This is a genomic window from Bacillus sp. 275 (assembly GCF_001999205.1).
Lineage (GTDB): Bacteria > Bacillota > Bacilli > Bacillales > Bacillaceae > Bacillus > Bacillus velezensis.
In genome coordinates this window covers 2,157,594-2,176,071 of the sequence record NZ_CP019626.1, presented here as the reverse complement: position 1 = coordinate 2,176,071, position 18,478 = coordinate 2,157,594, and the positions used below count along the sequence as shown (strand labels likewise).

Annotated in this window: 16 protein-coding genes; 4 read left to right on the top strand and 12 right to left on the bottom strand. The window is 47.9% G+C overall.

The genetic code is table 11. The features are described 5' to 3' along the window. The first annotated feature begins 10 nt into the window (after positions 1-10). Positions 11-745: an ABC transporter permease gene (locus BZ167_RS10430; RefSeq protein WP_012118839.1), complete on the top strand. Its 735-nt coding sequence runs from the start codon at positions 11-13 to the stop codon at positions 743-745. A 313-nt stretch (positions 746-1,058) separates the two neighbouring features. Here the strand turns inward: BZ167_RS10430 and fba are convergent, their stop codons facing one another. The 10 genes from fba to iolA form a co-directional block, all read right to left on the bottom strand. Further along, positions 1,059-1,931: a class II fructose-1,6-bisphosphate aldolase gene (gene fba, locus BZ167_RS10425; RefSeq protein WP_060673794.1), complete on the bottom strand. Its 873-nt coding sequence runs from the start codon at positions 1,929-1,931 to the stop codon at positions 1,059-1,061. Positions 1,932-1,933: 2 nt separating this feature from the next. After that, positions 1,934-2,776, bottom strand: coding sequence for a 2-keto-myo-inositol isomerase (iolI, locus tag BZ167_RS10420; RefSeq protein ID WP_077392059.1), 843 nt, complete (start codon positions 2,774-2,776; stop codon positions 1,934-1,936). 88 nt (positions 2,777-2,864) lie between these two features. Continuing rightward, positions 2,865-3,734 carry a sugar phosphate isomerase/epimerase family protein gene (locus BZ167_RS10415; RefSeq protein ID WP_007407833.1) on the bottom strand — a complete coding sequence of 290 codons (870 nt, stop codon included), beginning with the start codon at positions 3,732-3,734 and terminating at the stop codon, positions 2,865-2,867. Between the two features lie 19 nt (positions 3,735-3,753). Next, positions 3,754-4,788, bottom strand: coding sequence for a bifunctional inositol 2-dehydrogenase/D-chiro-inositol 1-dehydrogenase (locus tag BZ167_RS10410; RefSeq protein ID WP_015418570.1), 1,035 nt, complete (start codon positions 4,786-4,788; stop codon positions 3,754-3,756). 22 nt (positions 4,789-4,810) lie between these two features. After that, entirely contained in the window at positions 4,811-6,106 is a 1,296-nt protein-coding gene (locus BZ167_RS10405) for an MFS transporter (RefSeq protein ID WP_061890906.1), read from the bottom strand. A 12-nt stretch (positions 6,107-6,118) separates the two neighbouring features. After that, positions 6,119-7,015 (bottom strand): myo-inosose-2 dehydratase, encoded by an 897-nt coding sequence (gene iolE, locus BZ167_RS10400; RefSeq protein ID WP_077392058.1) that lies wholly within the window; start codon positions 7,013-7,015, stop codon positions 6,119-6,121. Between the two features lie 15 nt (positions 7,016-7,030). Beyond that, the gene (iolD, locus tag BZ167_RS10395) at positions 7,031-8,944 is read right to left on the bottom strand and encodes a 3D-(3,5/4)-trihydroxycyclohexane-1,2-dione acylhydrolase (decyclizing) (RefSeq protein ID WP_077392057.1); all 1,914 of its coding nucleotides are present in this window, start codon (positions 8,942-8,944) and stop codon (positions 7,031-7,033) included. A gap of 24 nt (positions 8,945-8,968) precedes the next feature. After that, complete coding sequence (iolC, locus tag BZ167_RS10390; RefSeq protein ID WP_012118846.1) at positions 8,969-9,961, bottom strand: 5-dehydro-2-deoxygluconokinase; 993 nt, start codon at positions 9,959-9,961, stop codon at positions 8,969-8,971. A gap of 23 nt (positions 9,962-9,984) precedes the next feature. After that, complete coding sequence (gene iolB, locus BZ167_RS10385) at positions 9,985-10,800, bottom strand: 5-deoxy-glucuronate isomerase (RefSeq protein WP_012118847.1); 816 nt, start codon at positions 10,798-10,800, stop codon at positions 9,985-9,987. 73 nt (positions 10,801-10,873) lie between these two features. Continuing rightward, complete coding sequence (iolA, locus tag BZ167_RS10380; protein WP_014419295.1) at positions 10,874-12,337, bottom strand: methylmalonate-semialdehyde dehydrogenase; 1,464 nt, start codon at positions 12,335-12,337, stop codon at positions 10,874-10,876. Between the two features lie 444 nt (positions 12,338-12,781). Between iolA and BZ167_RS10375 the strand changes: the two genes are divergently transcribed. The 3 genes from BZ167_RS10375 to BZ167_RS10365 all read left to right on the top strand — a co-directional run bounded on the left by BZ167_RS10375 (position 12,782) and on the right by BZ167_RS10365 (position 16,056). Beyond that, positions 12,782-13,537 carry a DeoR/GlpR family DNA-binding transcription regulator gene (locus BZ167_RS10375; protein ID WP_077392056.1) on the top strand — a complete coding sequence of 252 codons (756 nt, stop codon included), beginning with the start codon at positions 12,782-12,784 and terminating at the stop codon, positions 13,535-13,537. Between the two features lie 77 nt (positions 13,538-13,614). Continuing rightward, the gene (locus BZ167_RS10370; RefSeq protein WP_007407843.1) at positions 13,615-14,547 is read left to right on the top strand and encodes an aldo/keto reductase; all 933 of its coding nucleotides are present in this window, start codon (positions 13,615-13,617) and stop codon (positions 14,545-14,547) included. Positions 14,548-14,667: 120 nt separating this feature from the next. After that, the gene (locus tag BZ167_RS10365; RefSeq protein ID WP_007407844.1) at positions 14,668-16,056 is read left to right on the top strand and encodes a sugar porter family MFS transporter; all 1,389 of its coding nucleotides are present in this window, start codon (positions 14,668-14,670) and stop codon (positions 16,054-16,056) included. Positions 16,057-16,098: 42 nt separating this feature from the next. Here the strand turns inward: BZ167_RS10365 and htpG are convergent, their stop codons facing one another. Together htpG and BZ167_RS20515 are read right to left on the bottom strand one after the other, a co-directional pair. After that, positions 16,099-17,979: a molecular chaperone HtpG gene (gene htpG / locus BZ167_RS10360; RefSeq protein ID WP_077392055.1), complete on the bottom strand. Its 1,881-nt coding sequence runs from the start codon at positions 17,977-17,979 to the stop codon at positions 16,099-16,101. A 171-nt stretch (positions 17,980-18,150) separates the two neighbouring features. Continuing rightward, positions 18,151-18,399, bottom strand: coding sequence for a hypothetical protein (locus BZ167_RS20515; protein WP_007614882.1), 249 nt, complete (start codon positions 18,397-18,399; stop codon positions 18,151-18,153). Positions 18,400-18,478: the final 79 nt, after the last annotated feature.

Genomic DNA, 18,478 nt, shown 5'->3' with positions numbered 1-18,478 from the left:
GGCGAAATACTTGAAAAACATTTTATTTGTAGAACGTTTAAAGCTTAAGCGATCAAAGTTATGGATCATCTATTTATTAGGGCCTTTGTTAGGTGTATCCCTGGCATACACGAACTTTATTAAAAACTATAACCTTTTTATGAATCCTGGAGACAATCCCTGGGTAGAGGCTTGGACACAAGTTGCCTTATTTATGGGCCCTTTTGTATTGCCTATCGTAGTGGGAATTTTCGCCGCCCTTGTTTGCAGGGGGGAACATGTAGGAGGCGGTTGGAAACAGCTTCTAGCCTTACCAGTCAAACACTCAGATATCTTTCTGGGAAAGTTTCTGACAGTGGTCCGCATGATATTCATTAGTATGTTCATTTTAATCCTCTTATTTATTGGATTCGGTTATATGTTAGGCATAAGCGGGAGTCTTCCTTTACTTACAATTCTAGGTTATGGAATTAGAGGGATCTTAGCTTGTTTACCATTAATTTTATTGCAGCTTATTGTTTCAATCAGGTCTAAAACATTTGGCATACCACTCGCTGTTAGCATTGTTTTTACATTACCGGCCATTATTATTGCCAGTACACCATTAGGTCAAGTATATCCATGGACACAGCCTATGTTAGCAATGTCACCCGAAGATGAATCACCGATTCAATCAAACTTCCTATTTTACTCAATTATGGTAATAACATGTCTCGGTCTCCTGGTTTACGGAATAAGAAATTTTACTAAACGAGACCTTACGTAGGGTATATGCGGTATAAACTTATGAGAATTCGAGACAAGGTAATAATGAAATCACTGCGAAAGACAAAGACATGACTTATAGATTATTTTAACAAAAAAGAAAGTTACCGACGTCATCGATAAAGAAAAGGATAATAACGAATTCTAGTTTTCATAACTATAGTAAACGAGGGGGCAAAAGCTGTATACAATTCGCTTGGATTGAAAGAGCCTGTAAAGATGAACAGGTTGATTTGATTGTGATACTTTGGTGAAACGCGAGAAGGACATAAACGGAAAGACGAAAGCACTCACGATGTTGTGAGTGCTTTTCATCAGCCGACCTGCTGTTTTACGGCTTTACCGGCTGATCCGAACTCTTTCATTTTGCTTCGCACTGTCTCTTCCACGGCCTCAATGCCGGGTGTCATGTAGCCGCGGGGTTCGTACAGATCACCGTTTTTCTGAAACATGCGGCGTGTTTCTTCTGTCCAGGCGACCATACATTCCGTGTTGATATTGATTTTCGCGTGGCCGAGCGTGATGGCTTTTTTGATCTGATCCTGCGGAATCCCGGATGCTCCGTGAAGAACGAGGGGAATATCAGTCATGCGGGAGATAGCCTCCATTTCTTTAAATCCGAGATTCGGTTCACCTTGATATTTGCCGTGGACGGAGCCGAGGGCGGCGGCCAGCGCGTCAATATTGGTTTCTTTGACGATCCGCTTACATTCGGCGACATCGGCATAGCGGACCCCGCCGACCAGCCCGTCTTCCATGCCGCCGACCGTGCCGACTTCTGCTTCTACTGAGACGGCGTGCTTAGCGGCATAATCGGCGACTTCTTTTGTCATCGCGATGTTCTCATCAATCGGTTGATGGGAGCCGTCAATCATCACTGAGCTGAATCCGGCGTCAATGGCCTGTCTGCAGCGTTCCGCACTGCTTCCGTGATCAAGATGGAGCACGACGGGAACGGTAATCGCCATTTCTTCCATTAACGCGCCGACCATGGCGGAAATCGTTTTAAAGCCGCCTAAATAGTCGACCAGACGATCGGAAGCCGCGGCGATGACCGGCGATTGCTCCTTTTGTGCCGCTTGCAGAATTGCCTTTGTCCATTGGAGGCCGTTGATATTAAATTGGCCGACTGCATAATGCTCCCGTTTCGCTTCTGCAAGAAGATGTTTCATGGTGACAAAAGCCATGTTCACGCCTCCTTCATGAAGTATTTTGATGCGACGGCTTCCGTTGTTTCCTTTGCCGTTTTGATCGTTTCCTCCGCAGTCAGCTTATAATATTCAGGTCTGAACAGCTCTACGGAGACAACATCATTGAATCCGATTTCTTTTAACTCTGACAGATGGGCGTCTAAGTCAATCGCACCCTGTCCAGGCCAGACGCGGTCTTCATCCGTTAAAAAGCCGATCGGAAAGTCTTCTGTATCGTCGATATGATAGATGAAAATTTTCTTTCCGTCCGCCTGCTTCAAACTCTCAATATTGGAGCCCATCGCGTGGAAATGGAAGCTGTCAAACACCAGTCCGACATTATCGCGGCCGACAGCGTTCACGATGTCATACGCCTGTTCAAATGTATTGACCGTACATTGCGGGTGGCCGACAAATTCAAGGGCAATGTTTACGCCGTACGGCTCCGCGATGTCCGAAAGCTCAGTCAGCACCTCTATGCTGCTCTTTTTGATCTCCTCTTTCAAGATTTTCCGCTCTGTCACAAGCGGCACGGCCACCACATATTTCACGCCGAGCGTCCTGCAGGTTTCCATCATGCTTTTGAATTCCGAAATGATCTCCCTATAGCCCTTCTCATCACGGTTGTTGAAGAAAACCAGTGCGTTCAGGGCAAGCGGTTTAATGTGATGGGTTCGAAAATATTCCGCCAGATCGGCCAGTGAATGGTCTTTTAAGTATTCCGGCAGCTTATCCATTGTGCGGATTTCAATATAATCATAGCCGTGCTTTTCGCATAGTTCTAAATCCTGTTTCAGGTTTGAATTCTCCAGCGTAGTCGCTTCATTAAAGCAAAGTTTCATGTCAGCCTCTCCCATCCAACGTTTTCGATATGAAGGGAGTCCGGCAGGAGGGCTTGTTTGCCCCGCTCCGCCGAACTCCGTACTCAGCTTATGCCATGCCTAATTCTTCCTTTAATTTCTTAAGCGTGGTCCGGCTTGATTCATCCGCTCTTTCGCCGACCCAAGCAAAAACGGCGTTCGTCGCAATTCCATCGAATTTCATCTCTCTCATCTTTCTGAAAATCGTCTCAAAATCAACCTCGCCTTGCCCGATGTCCAAATGCTGGTGAACCGTTACTTTCGCGTCAGGCGGGTTGACGATATAGCGAAGGCCATGCGCCGCTTTATGATTAAAAGTATCTGCAAATAAGACATGTGTGAGGCGGTCGCCGGCTTCATCAAACATAGTCGCAATATCGCCTTTGCCGTCATCATAGAAGAACGTATGCGCAGTCGAGTAGACAAGATTGATCCAATCCTTGTCAAGCGCGCGGATCATATCCATCGCCCCTTTGTGCGTTTCGATAAAATCGTATGGATGAGCCTGCAGATTGAGTTTAACGCCTTCTTTTTCAAAGACGGGCAGCAGTTCATCCATGGATTTGATGAATTTTTCTTCACTTGTCAAAGGATCATATTTTGAACCGCTGAATTCACTGTTCATCAAATCCACTTCAAGTTCAACCGCAATTTCGATCGCCCGTTTCCAGTTGCGCACGGCGGCCTGACGACGGTCTTCATCAGGACCCGCCCAGTGGTAAAGCGGAAGAAGAGAAGACAGCTTCACACCTGTATCTTTTAAAAGGCGCTTCAATTGTTTGATTTTTGCTGAATCGACTTTCGGATATTTATAGAAAGGACAAAAATCCTCGCGCGGGGACAATTCGATATATTCGTATCCGAGCTCCGCCGTTTTATAGACCATTTCTTCTAACGTTAAATCATCGCGGTACATGGATGGATCTAAGGCCAGTTTCATTTCTTTCACTCCCGATCTATTATTTGTTCACAGTCGTAAATGATTGGTAGAATGCCGGTTTCTCTTGCAGCGCCACAGGCTCTTTCTGTCCGGATTCCTGAGCTTTTACGCACGCGTCAGTTGTCACCGCGGCAATATAACCGTCCCATGCCGTCGGACCGCTGACTTCGCCTTTATTCCGGATCGAATCAATGAAGTCTTGAATTTCCACATCATACGCAGCCACAAATCGGCGCTGCCAGTCCATCAGGATATCGGTGCTGAATTTCCCTTCTTTTCTCAAGCTGATGCTTGACGGTTCCGGAAGCTTGATAATGCCGTCTTCCCCGACGATTTCACATTGAATGTCGTAGCCGTATTTACAGTTCACGTAGATTTCGGCATTGATGACGATGCCGCCTTTTGTTTCGATGATGACCATCTGCGGATCTTTCAGATGCGGCAGCGCATTTTTTGATTTTTTCGGATAGATCACCTGTACGGATTCATAGTCGTCATTGACGAGCCAGTGGAGGACATCAATTTCATGAACGAGCGTATCGACGACGGCCATGTCCGTTGAATAATTCGATGCGACTGTCGGGTTGCGGTGCGCACAGTGAATCATCAGCGGCTCGCCGACCACGCGGTTGTCAATCGCTTCTTTCAGCTGAACATAACCGCTGTCATACCTGCGCATGAAACCTACCTGCACCAATCGTTTTCCCGTCTTCATTTCTTCCTCGACAATGCGCATACAGCCTTCTGCCGTTGTCGCAAGCGGCTTTTCACAAAACACGTGCTTGCCGTGCTGAATCGCTTTCAAAACGCTGGACTCGTGAGCCGGGCCCCAGCTTGTCACTAAGACGGCATCCACATTTTCAGCAGCGAGGAGGCTGTCGTCATCAGGATAAACGGAGGCGTTCAAATTGAAATCCTGAACGGTCTGCTGCGCGGCCTCCTGATTCACATCTGTGACAGCGGTAATTTCCGCTCCGGACAGCTTATTTGTGATGCGATTGATGTGCTCTTTTCCGATAGCACCGGTTCCGATAACACCTATACGTAAATTCATTGATCGCCACTCCTTCTGATAATCAAATAATGGTTCTCGTCTTTCTTTTCTCGCTGCCGTCCTGAGGAGCGCCGTACAGTTCCTCCTGTATCTGTTCAAGCGACTTGCCGGACGTATTCGGCGCGAAGACAAGCCCGATGATCATACTGGCCGTCACACATATGAGCAGAATACCGGCCATAAAACCGATGCCGAATTGTGACATGATGACCGGCACAAATAAACTCCAAATTCCGATTGAAATACGGACGAGAAAGAACATGAGCCCTTGTGCTGACGCTCTGTGTTCTGTCGGGAACAGCTCGCTTGCCCACAGCTGGTAGTTCGCCTGCTGGCCGGCTCCGTTATTGATGCCGATCGCTAAGACAAACAAAAGCAGCATCGGGAGCCCCTGAAACGGCAGTAAAAACAGCGACCAGCCGACAACGGCCATACATGCGCAGATTCCGAACACCGTTTTCCGATATTTATCTGCAAAAGGCATGAAGATACAGGCGACGCCGAGCCCGGTGAAGATAAACAGGGTCATCTGCAGAATGTTGGCCGTATTTGCGGATACGCCGCCGACCTGCTGGTAGATGTACGGCATGAAGAATCCCATGACGCCCGCTGCGAGATTCCATACGAGAAACACACCCATTAAAAACAAAATGTTCTTGAAAAATTTCGGCTGAAGCAGGTCAAAATAAGATGTTTTTTTCACGGCGGCAGGCCGCTCTTCACTGTTTTTCCAGGCATCCGACTCAGGTAAACGCTTTCTTATCACATATGTGATCAGGGCGATCACCAATAGATGCGCAAAGACAATTTTATTTCCTAAAAGCCCGAGGTCACCGACCAAAACGGATAACAGCAGAACCACAACGGCTCCTGCGGCCCACGCCACCTGCGCCACTCCGCAATGCCTCGCCCGGTTTTTCTCAGGGGCGTTTTCCGCGATAATGGTCCATGAAGCTGTAATATCCGCGCCTACAGAAATCCCGATAATCATGTATCCGCATAACAGCATGGGAAAGTTGAATCCAAACAAAACCAAACAAATTCCTAAGGCGTAGACGAGCATACTGTTTGTGTATACAGCTTTTCGGCCGACCTTATCAGCCAAATACCCGCCGAGCAACGCTCCGATGGCCGCTGATATCGCATTTGCGCTGAAGGCGCCGAGCAATCCGATCTGGCTGTCGGACAGCTTTAAATAGCTGACCCACATAGATAAACCCGCTGATCCTGCCACGATGGAACCCGCATCAATGTAATTTGCTAATGCTGCGGCGATGGTCCTTTTGCTGAAAGCTGATTCCGCCTTGGCACTATTCATATAAGTCCCCCTCTAATTTGCAGGATCAAGCAATTCACTGTCGATGTACTTTCTCGCAATTAGCGCGTACTCAAGCGGATTGGCGACTGCCGGGTCTTGTTCGGCTTCGATGACGATCCAGCCTGAATAATCATGACGGACGAGCGTTCGGTATACTTCGGTAAAATCGATGCATCCGTCTCCGGGAACCGTAAAAATGCCCTGTAAAAACGACTGCCTGAATGACTTGCCTTCCTGTCTGCACCGCTCCATAATGTCAAACCGCGCGTCCTTGAAATGAACGTGTCTGATCCGATCCATATACTTGTTGAGAATCGTCATATAGTCTCCGTCCGAGATATAGGCATGGCCGGTATCATAAAGTAAATGGACATACCGCGGGTCCGTTCCATCCATCAGCCGGTCAACTTCTTCCGCCGTCTGGACGCCTGTGCCGAGATGATGATGAAACGTGAGGTCCAGCCCGTATTCGCCAGCGATTTTCCCGAGACGGTTCAAGCCTTGGCACAGCGTATCCCATTCTTCATCTGAGAAATGCGGTTTTTCCTTAAATACATCAATATCCAAGCCCTGAACGCTGTACGTCTGTTCAGAAACGATGGCGACATCCGCTCCGACTTTCTGCAAATAATCACAGTGTTCTGTAAATTGTTCAGCCGTTTTTTCAATACCGTCTTGTATGATAAAGCTGCTGAACCATTTCCCCGCAATCCGTAAGTTCCGGAGAGCCAGCTCCTTATTCAGGACGGAGGGTTCAGGGAAAAACGCTCCCACTTCCGTACCTTGAAAGCCGGCGACAACAATATCGCTTAACAAATGCTGCAGCGTATTCCCGGCTCCGATTTCCGGCATATCGTCATTGCGCCACCCAATGGGAGCGATGCCCCACAGAATATCTTGTTTGCCCATCGTGATGCCTCCCCTCTAGTACTGCTTTGCAGACTTCAGCTTCGTCTCTTTCGCTTCGTATGCCCGCTGAACGCTTTTCTGCTCCGACACTTCCGCCACGCCGACATGCCACCAGCTGTCATAGCCGTCCGTCATCGTTTTCGGCAGAACTTTCATTTCAATTAAAGTGGATACGTCTTGCGTTTTCGCATCTTCAAGCGCCGCTTTCAGTTCTTCAACCGTATTGGCTCTGTATGTTTTAGCGCCGTAGCCCTCTGCCACCTTCGCGTAATCAACGTTTAAAATCTGATTGTCCTCTGTGCGGAACTCGCAAAAATAACTGCCGCTCCCGTGATCCATCTGCAGATTGTTGATACAGCCGAATCCGGAGTTGTCAAAGAGCAGGACATTGATTTTTTTGTTATATTGAAGCGCGGTAATCAGCTCTGAGTGCAGCATCAGAAAGCTTCCGTCGCCGACGAGTGAATAGACTTCTTTGTCGGGATGAGCCAGCTTGAGGCCGAGCGTGCCTGATACTTCATACCCCATGCAGGAATAGCCGTACTCGAGGTGGTACGTATTCGGGACGTTGGAATGCCACAGCCGCTGCAAATCTCCCGGAAGAGATCCCGCCGAACTGATGACGACGCTGTCTTCAGGAATCGTGTCATTGATGGTCAACAGCGCCGTTGTCTGCGGCAGCTCAGTCCCGAGCGCGTCGGCATACTCGTTTAACACATCCTGTGAGAAATGGTTTTTAATTTCCGGTTTGAACGCGTCACGTGTAAAAGTGACCTTGCCGAGCCGGTCCCGTTCAGCAAGCCATTCATCTTTCCAGTCTTTAATCGCCGTGCCGAATGCACTTTTATATCCATCTAATAAGCCGTGCAGCCTGCCGAGCGTCACTTTCGCATCGGCTACGACCTGAAACGCGTCAAGCTTGTAAGCCTGCATGCGGCTGACGTTGATATTCAAAAATTTTGCTTTGTCAAAATCAAACGCCGTTTTCGAGGATGTCGCAAAGTCCGTGTACCGTGTGCCGACACCGATGATCAGATCAGCCTGGCGGGCGGCTTTGTTTGCGGCGAGGGTGCCCGTGATGCCCATGCCGCCCAGATTGTTGGCGAAATCGGCTTCAACCGTTGACTTGCCGGCCTGCGTTTCGACAAGCGGAATGCCGTATGTTTCAGAAAGCGCGATTAATTCCTCACGCGCGCCGGAGTACTTCGCGCCGCCGCCCACTAAAATGACGGGACGGCTGCTCTCCTTAATTCTTTCCGCGGCGCCTTTCAGTTCACGCTCGCTCGGCTGCATCCGGTCAATGTAATGAACGCGTTTTTCAAAGAAGCTTTCATCAAAATCAAATGCTTCTCCCTCTACATCCTGAGATATGCAGATGGTCGCCGGGCCCGCTTTTGCCGGATCTGTCATCACTTCAAATGCCCGGATTAAGCTGCTCATCAGCTGCTCGGGTCGGGTAATGCGGTCCCAATAGCGGGACACGGGCTTTAACGCATCGTTTGTCGTGACGGCGGCACTGTATTCCTGCTCCACCTGCTGAAGCACCGGGTCAGGCTGCCTCGTCGCAAAGGTATCGGCCGGAAGCAGCAGCACCGGGATATTATTGGCCAGCGCCGTACCCGCGGCAGCCGTCAAGTTAGCGGCACCCGGACCGACCGATGTCGATACCGCGTAAATTTTTCTTCTCAGCATCTGCTTGCTGTATGCCATCGCGGCATGCGCCATGCCTTGTTCGTTTTTGCCTTGATAGACTTTCAGGTGCCCGGCGTCCTGCTCAAGCGCCTGCCCGATCCCCAACACATTTCCGTGGCCGAAAATCGTGAAGATGCCCTCAACGAACGGCTCTTCTTTTCCGTCAACATGAATGTACTGCCGGTTCAAGAATTGAATCAGCGCTTGTGCTGTCGTTAAGCGAATTGTCTTACCCACAAACGATCCCACCTTTTATACGTTCTATTTACCGTTAAGACTGTGCTGCGCTTCAATCAGTTCGATAATTTCACCGGCAGCCGGCATTGCTTCTGAGGAGCTGTGTTTGCTGACGACGATGGAAGCGGAAGCGCTCCCGTATTTTAAAGCCGTTTCAATATCCCGGCCGCTGACAAGTCCGTAGATGAAGGCTGACGCATAGGAATCACCCGCTCCGAAGGTCTTCAGCACCTTTGTTTTATAGGCATGCGCCCGGAAAACTTCTCCCGATCTGCTGTATGCGTATGATCCGTCAACGCCGTGCTTAATGACGACAAGGTCAGCGGAGTGCGCAAACAAATGGCGGACGGTTTCATCGTTACCTCCGCCGCTGCGGTTTTCCATTACGTCAAATTCGTCACGCGTACCGATGACGATATCGGATTGTTCCGCCACCAGCGTGTAGTACACGGCTGTTTCTTCTGCCGATTGCCATGTATACGGACGGTAGTCGAGCTCAAACACGACTTTTACGTCATGTTTTTTTGCGATATGCACCGCTTTTAAGACGGCTTCGCGCGACGGGCTTTTCGCAAGCGCCGTACCTGATACGAGCAGCATTTTCGCGTTTGCGATGTAGCCTTCATTGACTTCGGACGGCTCAAGATACAAATCCGCCACGTCATCCCGGTACATCAGAATGCTGCACTCTTCCGGACTGAGAATTTCCGTAAAAGCGAGCCCGGCTTTACGCCCTTCTCTGTCGACGGTCATTTGTGACGTATCAACGCCCTTTCCCTGCATATAAGAAACGATGAATCTGCCGTGCTGATCGTCCGGGATTTTGCCGATAAAACCGGCTTTTAATCCGAGCTTGGCGCTGCCGATCGCAATATTTGCCGGGGAGCCGCCGACATATTTAGAAAACGTCATCGTTTCTTCCATCGGCCGGTTGTATTCCGCAGCGTTCAAATCAATACACGCGCGTCCGATCGCGACAATATCAAACTCTTTTTCTTCATTAAATGTATATTTCATCGTTATCTGCCACTCCTCACTTGTTAGCGTTCCAGGATCCATTCATGGGCCGGATCATTATGAAACTTCCATTTTCGTGTCGGTCCCGCCATTACATTCAGGTAGTAAGAGGTATACCCGTCCGGAACACCAACCGGGTGATAGCCCGCCGGCACGATGACAACGTTTTCATTTTCTGCGGTCATCGTCTCATCAATCGAGCGGTCGTCCGTGTACACACGCTGGAAGACAAACCCCTGCGGCGGGTCCGTTTCATGGTAATAGGTTTCTTCTAAAAAGGATTCAGCCGGCAGATTGTCTTGGTCATGTTTATGAGGCGGATAGCTCGACCAGTTGCCGCTGTCCGTGTAAACTTCAACAACGAGAAGGCTGTTTGCCGATGGATCTGAATCGGGGAGAATGTTATGAACGGTTCGTTTGTTTGCCAGCTTGCCGCGATGTTCCACGCCGTTGTCTTCCGCTTTAATCAGCTTTGTCGGAAGCTGGTGTTCGGACGGAGAATAGCACAGCGCGACCCTCGCCCCGCTGACCGCTGTGATCTCAAAAGAGCGGTCATTGGACACATAAACGCTGTCCGTCGGTTTTCTTTCAAATACGCTTTCACGGGTGCCGATGCTTTCAAATGTCTGATCATAATCAGTGACGGTGATTTTTCCCGTTACCGCAACGATGCAGCACTCCGTCTTTTTCAAATCTTCTGTATATGCGGAACCGGGAGTGAGGTCAACGACTTTGAATCCGACGTATTTGAGGTCTGAATTGGCTGAAGTGACGTCATGTATGATGTTCACGCCTTGAGAAATCTCATCGGCCTGCGGTTTGCGCAGCAAATGACTCATGTTTATTCCTCCTTAATGGATGGTAAAAGAAAACCCGGACGGAATCACAAAGCCGTCCGGGCCGGCTGTCAGATCAATTGAAGTCAGGAGACGGGTATCGTGCCGTCACGACTTTTTTACGTGTATAGAAGTCGACGCTGTCTTTTCCGTTTGCGTGCAATGTGCCGAAGAAAGAAGACTTCCAGCCAGAGAACGGGAAGAATGCCATCGGCGCCGGGACGCCAAGGTTGATGCCGAGCATTCCCGCGTCAATATTCTCACGGAAGTAGCGGATCGCGTTCGCATTTGAAGTGAACAGACACGCGCCGTTCGCAAATTCAGACTGGTTGGCGATGTCCACCGCTTCTTTTAAGTTTTTCACGCGGATGACCGACAGAACGGGCGCAAAGATTTCATCTTTCCAGATCGTCATATCCGTCGTCACGTTGTCAAAAATCGTCGGTCCGACGAAATAGCCGTCTTCCGTTGCGTTTTCACGCCCGTCACAAAGAAGTCTCGCTCCTTCTTCGATGCCTTTTTCAATATAGCTGTGCGTGCGTTTTTTGTTGTCCTCGCGGATGACCGGGCCTAAGAATACGCCGTCATCCAGTCCGTTTCCGATCTTGATGTCCGCTGCTTTTTCCTGTAATTTCGCCATAAACTCATCGGCGATTCCCTCTTCAACCGTCACAACCGCGCATGCCATGCAGCGCTCTCCTGCCGAACCGAATGCCGCGCCGATAATGTTTGTGACCGTATCTTCAAGGTGGGCGTCATTCAGCACGATCGTGTGGTTTTTCGCGCCCGTTAACGCCTGCACGCGTTTCAAATGTTCGCTGCCTTTTTTGAAAACATACTCGCCGACAGGTTTTGAACCGACGAATGAGATGGCTTTAATATCCGGATGTTCAAGAACGCCGTTTACGACGTCATGCGCGCCGTGCACGACATTGAAGACGCCCTTCGGAAGGCCGGCCTGTTCAAACAGCTCTGCCAGTTTTTCCGTTAACAGCGGCGTGCGCTCAGACGGCTTCAGAATGAACGTGTTTCCTAACGAAATCGCCATCGGGAACATCCAGCACGGGACCATCATCGGGAAGTTGAACGGTGCGATACCGCCGACCACCCCGATCGGATAGCGGTAATTCGCCGCCTCTACATCCGTCGCGATGGAGGCAAGTGAATCGCCCATCATGAGTGACGGCGCGCCCGCTGCGAATTCGACGTTTTCAATTCCGCGTCCCACTTCACCGAGTGCCTCTGTCGTGTTTTTACCGTTTTCCAAAGTGATCAGACGGGCAAGCTCTTCTTTGTTCTGCTGGAGAAGCTGCTGATAGTTAAATAGAATTCTCGCACGGCGCGGCACTGCCGTCTTTGACCATGTTTGAAACGCCTCTGAGGCTGAGCGGACGGCGTATTCCACATCCTCCCGCGTAGAAATCGGAACCTGGCACATCACTTCTTTTGTAGCCGGATTGACAACGTCTTCATATTGATCTGTCTTACTTTCAACCCATTCACCATTGATGTAGTTTTTCAGTTTTCTGATCTCTGCCATTCTCATTGCCTCCTTAAATAGTAAACATCCTGTTCAGCTGGATAATAACGGATGAATATATTCATCTTTTACATATAAAAGACATGAATTAAACGCTTACAAATGCTAAAATGATGGTGACTCCCAATCTTTCCATGTAAAAGTTGGTCATGTACCGGAAAAAGCAAACGGTTACATCTTTCACTTTTGATTTTACAGGTTATGTTTTGGTCATTTCTTGGTTACATTGTAAGCCCAACACATCTTCAAGTCAATCTAAAAAATCAAAATTTTTTCATTATTTTTATCGTACTTTTTTTGACCGGGAAAACAGGAACTTGGAGAACCGTGTCGAATCGGAGGGGATGATCCCTCTTTTTTATCATTTGTTAAGTAACTATTGATTAACTTCTGGTGTTTATTATATATTTTAATTACTTTAAGAATTCTAGAAGGAGTTTTTTTATGAAACTGATGCGGATTCAGGAGATGGAAGAATACATTCTCAAACACGGAGCCACTTCGCTGGATGAGCTGTGCGAGGTATTCAACGTCTCTAAAAACACGGTCAGACGCGATATTAATAAGCTTGCGGAAAAAGGGGTTATCAAAAAGGTGTACGGCGGCGTGACGTCAGCCGAAAAATCTGTGCTCGTCCCTTTTGAAAACCGCACCATTCAACATCAGGATGAAAAAATCAAAATCGCCCGCTATGCGTCACGGTTTATCGAGGATCACGATCTTGTATTTATTGATTCCGGCACGACGACCAAATCGATGCTGGAGACGCTTGATCCCGATAAGAATGTGACGGTTTTGACGAACAGCCTTGATATTATTAACGCTGCTTCATCCATGAAAAATATCGACCTGATCATCATCGGCAATAATTACAAGCGGAAGACAAGGTCGTTTGTCGGCATTGATGATCGGAGCACACTCAATAAATACAACATTAACAAGGCGTTCATGTCCGCTACCGGGACAACGATCACCCACGGCCTGACGAATTCCGACTTACTGGAATACGAGGTGAAAAAGAGAATTTCCGAAAAGGCGAACGAAGTGTATCTGCTCGCGGATCATTCCAAATTCGGCAAATCCACGCTTTTGACATACGCGCCTTTCGACCGGCTTCACAGCATTGTCACTTCTCAGCAGCTCGATGAGGAATATACGAAGTATTGCCAAGAGCATCAAATCGACATTCACTTGGCATAGCGTTATAGTTAATAGAGAACGCTGCCGTATTTTTCCGGCAGCCGCTATGATATCCAATTTTTTCAGGGGGCGAAAACATGAGCAAAGTAACAATCGGCAAAACTGACCTAAAGGTATTTCCGATCGGTTTGGGAACAAATGCGGTCGGCGGACACAATCTCTATCCGAATCTGAATGAAGAAACGGGAAAAGAATTGGTTCGGGAAGCGATTAAAAGCGGCGTTACCATGTTAGATACCGCCTATATTTACGGTGTGGGACGTTCTGAAGAATTAATCGGCGAGGTGCTGAAAGAATGTAACCGCGAGGATGTCTTCATCGCCACAAAAGCCGCTCACAGAAAAGAAGGCGATGACTTTGTTTTCGACAATTCACCGGCCTTTTTGAAACAATCGGTCGAAGACAGCCTGAAACGCCTGCAGACTGATTACATCGATTTATTCTACATCCATTTCCCGGATGAGCACACGCCGAAGGACGAAGCCGTTCAAGCATTGAATGAGCTGAAAAAAGAAGGAAAAATCCGTTCCATCGGCGTATCCAATTTCTCTTTGGAACAGCTGAAAGAAGCCAATAAAGACGGCTTAGTCGACGTGATTCAAGGAGAATACAACCTGCTGAACCGTGAGGCGGAAAAGACTTTCTTCCCTTATACGACAGAACACGGCATCTCATTCATTCCGTACTTCCCGCTCGTATCCGGACTGCTGGCCGGCAAATACGACGAGAACACCACCTTCCCTGAAGGCGACCTGCGCAATGATCAGGCGCATTTCCAAGGGGAGCAGTTTAAAGAAAACATCAAAAAAGTCAACCAGCTCAAACCGATTGCCGAAAAGCACAATGCTGATACGGCGCATATCGTGCTTGCCTGGTACTTGGCGAGACCTGAAATCGATATCCTGATTCCGGGCGCCAAACGCGCGGATCAATTAAAAGACAACATGAAAGCAGCCTCCATTACGCTATCTGCTGAAGAAATCGCGTTTATCGACAAGCTGTTTTCCTAAGAAAAAAACACGCCTCTTAAAAGGGGCGTGTTTTTTTTATGTTTATATTTTTCTCTTCGGGGAATGAAATAGTTATCTAAATAAACTATTATGCGTTCCAAAAGATGAGGAGGATCATCTGTGAAGAAAAACACCAAAAAATACCTGATTTACTTTTTCGGAGCATTAGGCGGGCTGCTTTACGGCTATGACACCGGTGTGATTTCAGGGGCTTTGTTATTTATTAACAATGATATTCCTTTAAACACGCTGACCGAGGGATTGGTCGTCAGCATGCTGCTGCTCGGTGCGATTTTCGGGTCCGCATTAAGCGGGACATGCTCTGACCGATGGGGCCGGAGAAAAGTGGTTTTCGTCCTTTCACTCATTTTTATTATCGGCGCGCTTGCCTGTGCAGCTTCGCAAACCGTCACTATGCTGATTATCTCCCGTGTCATTCTCGGGTTAGCCGTCGGCGGCTCAACGGCGCTGGTTCCCGTTTATCTATCTGAGATGGCGCCGACGAAAATACGCGGAACGCTCGGCACATTGAATAACTTAATGATTGTAACCGGAATTTTACTCGCATATATCGTGAATTACATATTCACCCCGTTTGAAGCTTGGCGCTGGATGGTCGGTCTCGCCGCAGTACCGGCGGCGCTTTTATTAATCGGAATCGCGTTTATGCCGGAATCTCCGAGATGGCTCGTCAAACGCGGCCGTGAGCAGGAAGCCAGACAAGTCATGGAAATGACCCACGACAAAGAGGATATCGCTGTTGAATTAGCGGAAATGAAACAAGGTGAAGCCGAGAAAAAAGAATCTACGCTCGGCTTGCTGAAAGCCAAATGGATCCGTCCTATGCTGCTGATTGGGATCGGCCTTGCCATCTTCCAGCAGGCGGTCGGTATCAACACGGTGATTTACTATGCGCCGACCATCTTTACAAAGGCCGGACTCGGCACTTCGGCGTCCGTTCTCGGCACGATGGGCATCGGTGTCTTAAACGTCATCATGTGTATCACCGCCATGATCTTAATTGACCGGATCGGCCGGAAAAAACTGCTGATGTGGGGAAGCGTCGGCATTACCTTGAGCCTGGCGTCACTATCAGCCATTCTCCTTCTGGCCGGCCTGTCAGCTTCAACAGCATGGCTGACCGTGCTGTTTCTCGGCATCTATATCGTCTTCTACCAGGCGACATGGGGTCCCGTCGTATGGGTTCTGATGCCGGAGCTGTTCCCGTCAAACGCACGCGGAGCCGCAACCGGATTTACGACATTGATCCTGTCGGCAACCAACCTGATCGTTTCACTGGTATTCCCGCTTATGCTGAGCGCTATGGGCATCGGCTGGGTATTCGGAATATTCTCAGTCATTTGCCTCTCATCCTTCTTCTTCGCCGCTTACATCGTTCCTGAAACGAAGGGCAGAAGTTTAGAAGAAATCGAAACGCACTTGAAAAAACGGTTCTCCTTAAAGAAGCGCAGCAAACAAAATCAAATTCTTAAACAGCGCACACTGTAATAAAAAAAGGAATCGCCCCCGCTGGGCGATTCCTTTTTGGCGTCATACCATAACTTTGCAGATGTCATTCGTAAATTCGACCGGATCATGGATCGGCAGCCCTTCAACCAGAAGCGCCTGATTGTAGAGAAGATTTGTGTATAATGCAAGCTTTTCCCGATCTTGTCCGTGCGCGTTTTTTAGCGTCTCAAACACTTCGTGATTCGGGTTGATTTCCAGCACTTTTTCCGCTTTGACCTGCTGGCTGTCAGGCATAGCATTCAACACTTTTTCCATTTCGATCGTCACTTCGCCGTCTGTCGCAAAACAGACCGGATGAGATTTTAAACGTTTCGACGCTCTGACGTTCTTTACTTTATCCGCAAGAATCTCTTTCATGCTCTCGAACAGGTCTTTATATTCGTTTTCTTCGGCTTCAGTCTGCTTTTCATCCTCATCACTGTCGATGCCTAAGTCAGCGCTGGATACGGATTTGAACTCTTTTTCCTCATAGCTTGTCAGCATTTTGATCGCGAATTCATCAATATCTTCCGTGAAATATAAAATTTCGTAGCCTTTGTCCGCCACCATTTCAGTTTGCGGCAGCTTTTCAATCCGCTCATATGAATCGCCGGACGCGTAATAGATATATTTTTGATCCTCAGGCATTCTGGACACATATTCGTCCAGAGTGACGAGCTTTTTCTCCTTAGATGAATAGAAGAGAAGCAGATCTTTTAATACGTCTTTATTCGCGCCGAAATCATTATAGACGCCGAATTTCAGCTGTCTGCCGAAAGATTCATAGAAAGATTCGTATTTTTCCCTTTTGTTCTTCAGCAGGCTCTTCAGTTCGGCTTTGATTTTTTTATTGATGTTTTTCGCAATCAGCTTCAGCTGGCGGTCGTGCTGCAGCATCTCTCTGGAAATGTTCAGCGACAGATCCTCAGAATCCACCATGCCTTTTACAAAGCTGAAATGGTCCGGAAGCAGGTCGGCGCATTTGTTCATGATCAGCACGCCGTTGGAATACAGCTCCAATCCTTTTTCGAATTCCTTCGTATAATAGTCAAACGGCATGTTTTCCGGAATAAACAAAATCGAATTGTAGCGCACCGCTCCATCGACGCTGATATGCACATGGGTCAGCGGTTTATCAAAACCGTAATGCTTCTCGGCGTAAAAAGCCTCGTAATCCTCATCCGTCAGCTCGCTTTTGTTTTTTCTCCAGATCGGCACCATGCTGTTGACCGTCTGTTCTTCCTGAACTTCTTCAAATTCGTTCTCGCTGCCCTCTTTCGGCTTGTTGACCGTCTCTTCCATTTTGATCGGGTAGCGGATAAAATCAGAGTACTTTTTCACGATCGCTTTGATGCGGTAGTTTTCTAAAAACTCATCATAGCTTTCATCTTCCGTGTTTTCTTTTATTTGCAAAGTGATTTCCGTACCGACGGTTTCCTTGTCACACGGCGCGATCGTGTAGCCGGCAGCCCCTTCCGACTCCCATACATACGCCTCGTCACTGCCGAGCGCCTTACTTTTCACCGTGACTTTATCAGCCACCATAAATGCCGCATAAAACCCGACGCCGAACTGGCCGATAATGTCATGGCCGTCTTTCGAGTCATTTTCTTGCTTGAAAGCGAGTGAACCGCTTTTCGCAATTGTGCCGAGATGCTGTTCAAGCTCGTCTTTTGTCATCCCGATACCGGTGTCTGTGACGGTGAGCGTTCTCGCTTCTTTGTCCGCCGTCACTTTTATGTAGTAATTGTCTTGATCAAACGTTAATGAATCATCGGTTAACGCCTTGTAATAGATTTTGTCAATCGCATCGCTCGCGTTGGAAATTAACTCGCGGAGAAAAATTTCCTTCTGCGTGTAAATGGAGTTAATCATCATGTCCAGCAATCGCTTGGATTCTGCTTTAAACTTTTTTTTCCGCACTTCAGATCTCTCCTTTAATTATGCTTTGATGTTATGTAAAATCTTTTCAGCATCTATTTATCATATACAGTGACAATTGTCAACTAGGATTAGCAGATGCATATATTGTAAATTTAACATGTTAATGGATTCATTTCACCCATTTTATCAATAAAAAAGAGAGAATGTTGATCATCCTCTCCTCTCTGCTTCTTTCCGGCGGCCGAATTCCTTCTTCATCCATATGTATGACGGGTAGAAAAACAAACTAAATAAGATAAGAGATCCCAAGTTTCGCAAAGACTCATGAAGAACATTTCTTACAGTGAGAGGAAATATGATGTCCTGAAATAGAATAGAGATAACGGTGTAAATCACAAATCCCATAGGAACAATGGCATAACAATAAAACGCTATCTCCTTCTTATGCTGTATCTTCAAAATATGTAAACCTCCCAATGATGTATATACATAATATTAACATATTTAATAGGTATTTAGAAACAGACCTCCGTATGTT

Excerpts from the sequence above, each read along its gene's own strand:
- fba (WP_060673794.1), bottom strand. The coding sequence starts at position 1,931 with ATGGCTTTTGTCACCATGAAACATCTTCTTGCAGAAGCGAAACGGGAG.
- BZ167_RS10415 (WP_007407833.1), bottom strand. The coding sequence starts at position 3,734 with ATGAAACTGGCCTTAGATCCATCCATGTACCGCGATGATTTAACGTTA.
- iolC (WP_012118846.1), bottom strand. The coding sequence starts at position 9,961 with ATGAAATATACATTTAATGAAGAAAAAGAGTTTGATATTGTCGCGATC.
- BZ167_RS10410 (WP_015418570.1), bottom strand. The coding sequence starts at position 4,788 with ATGAATTTACGTATAGGTGTTATCGGAACCGGTGCTATCGGAAAAGAG.
- BZ167_RS10405 (WP_061890906.1), bottom strand. The coding sequence starts at position 6,106 with ATGAATAGTGCCAAGGCGGAATCAGCTTTCAGCAAAAGGACCATCGCC.
- iolE (WP_077392058.1), bottom strand. The coding sequence starts at position 7,015 with ATGGGCAAACAAGATATTCTGTGGGGCATCGCTCCCATTGGGTGGCGC.
- BZ167_RS10370 (WP_007407843.1), top strand. The coding sequence starts at position 13,615 with ATGAGCAAAGTAACAATCGGCAAAACTGACCTAAAGGTATTTCCGATC.
- BZ167_RS10375 (WP_077392056.1), top strand. The coding sequence starts at position 12,782 with ATGAAACTGATGCGGATTCAGGAGATGGAAGAATACATTCTCAAACAC.
- iolA (WP_014419295.1), bottom strand. The coding sequence starts at position 12,337 with ATGGCAGAGATCAGAAAACTGAAAAACTACATCAATGGTGAATGGGTT.
- iolI (WP_077392059.1), bottom strand. The coding sequence starts at position 2,776 with ATGAAACTTTGCTTTAATGAAGCGACTACGCTGGAGAATTCAAACCTG.
- iolB (WP_012118847.1), bottom strand. The coding sequence starts at position 10,800 with ATGAGTCATTTGCTGCGCAAACCGCAGGCCGATGAGATTTCTCAAGGC.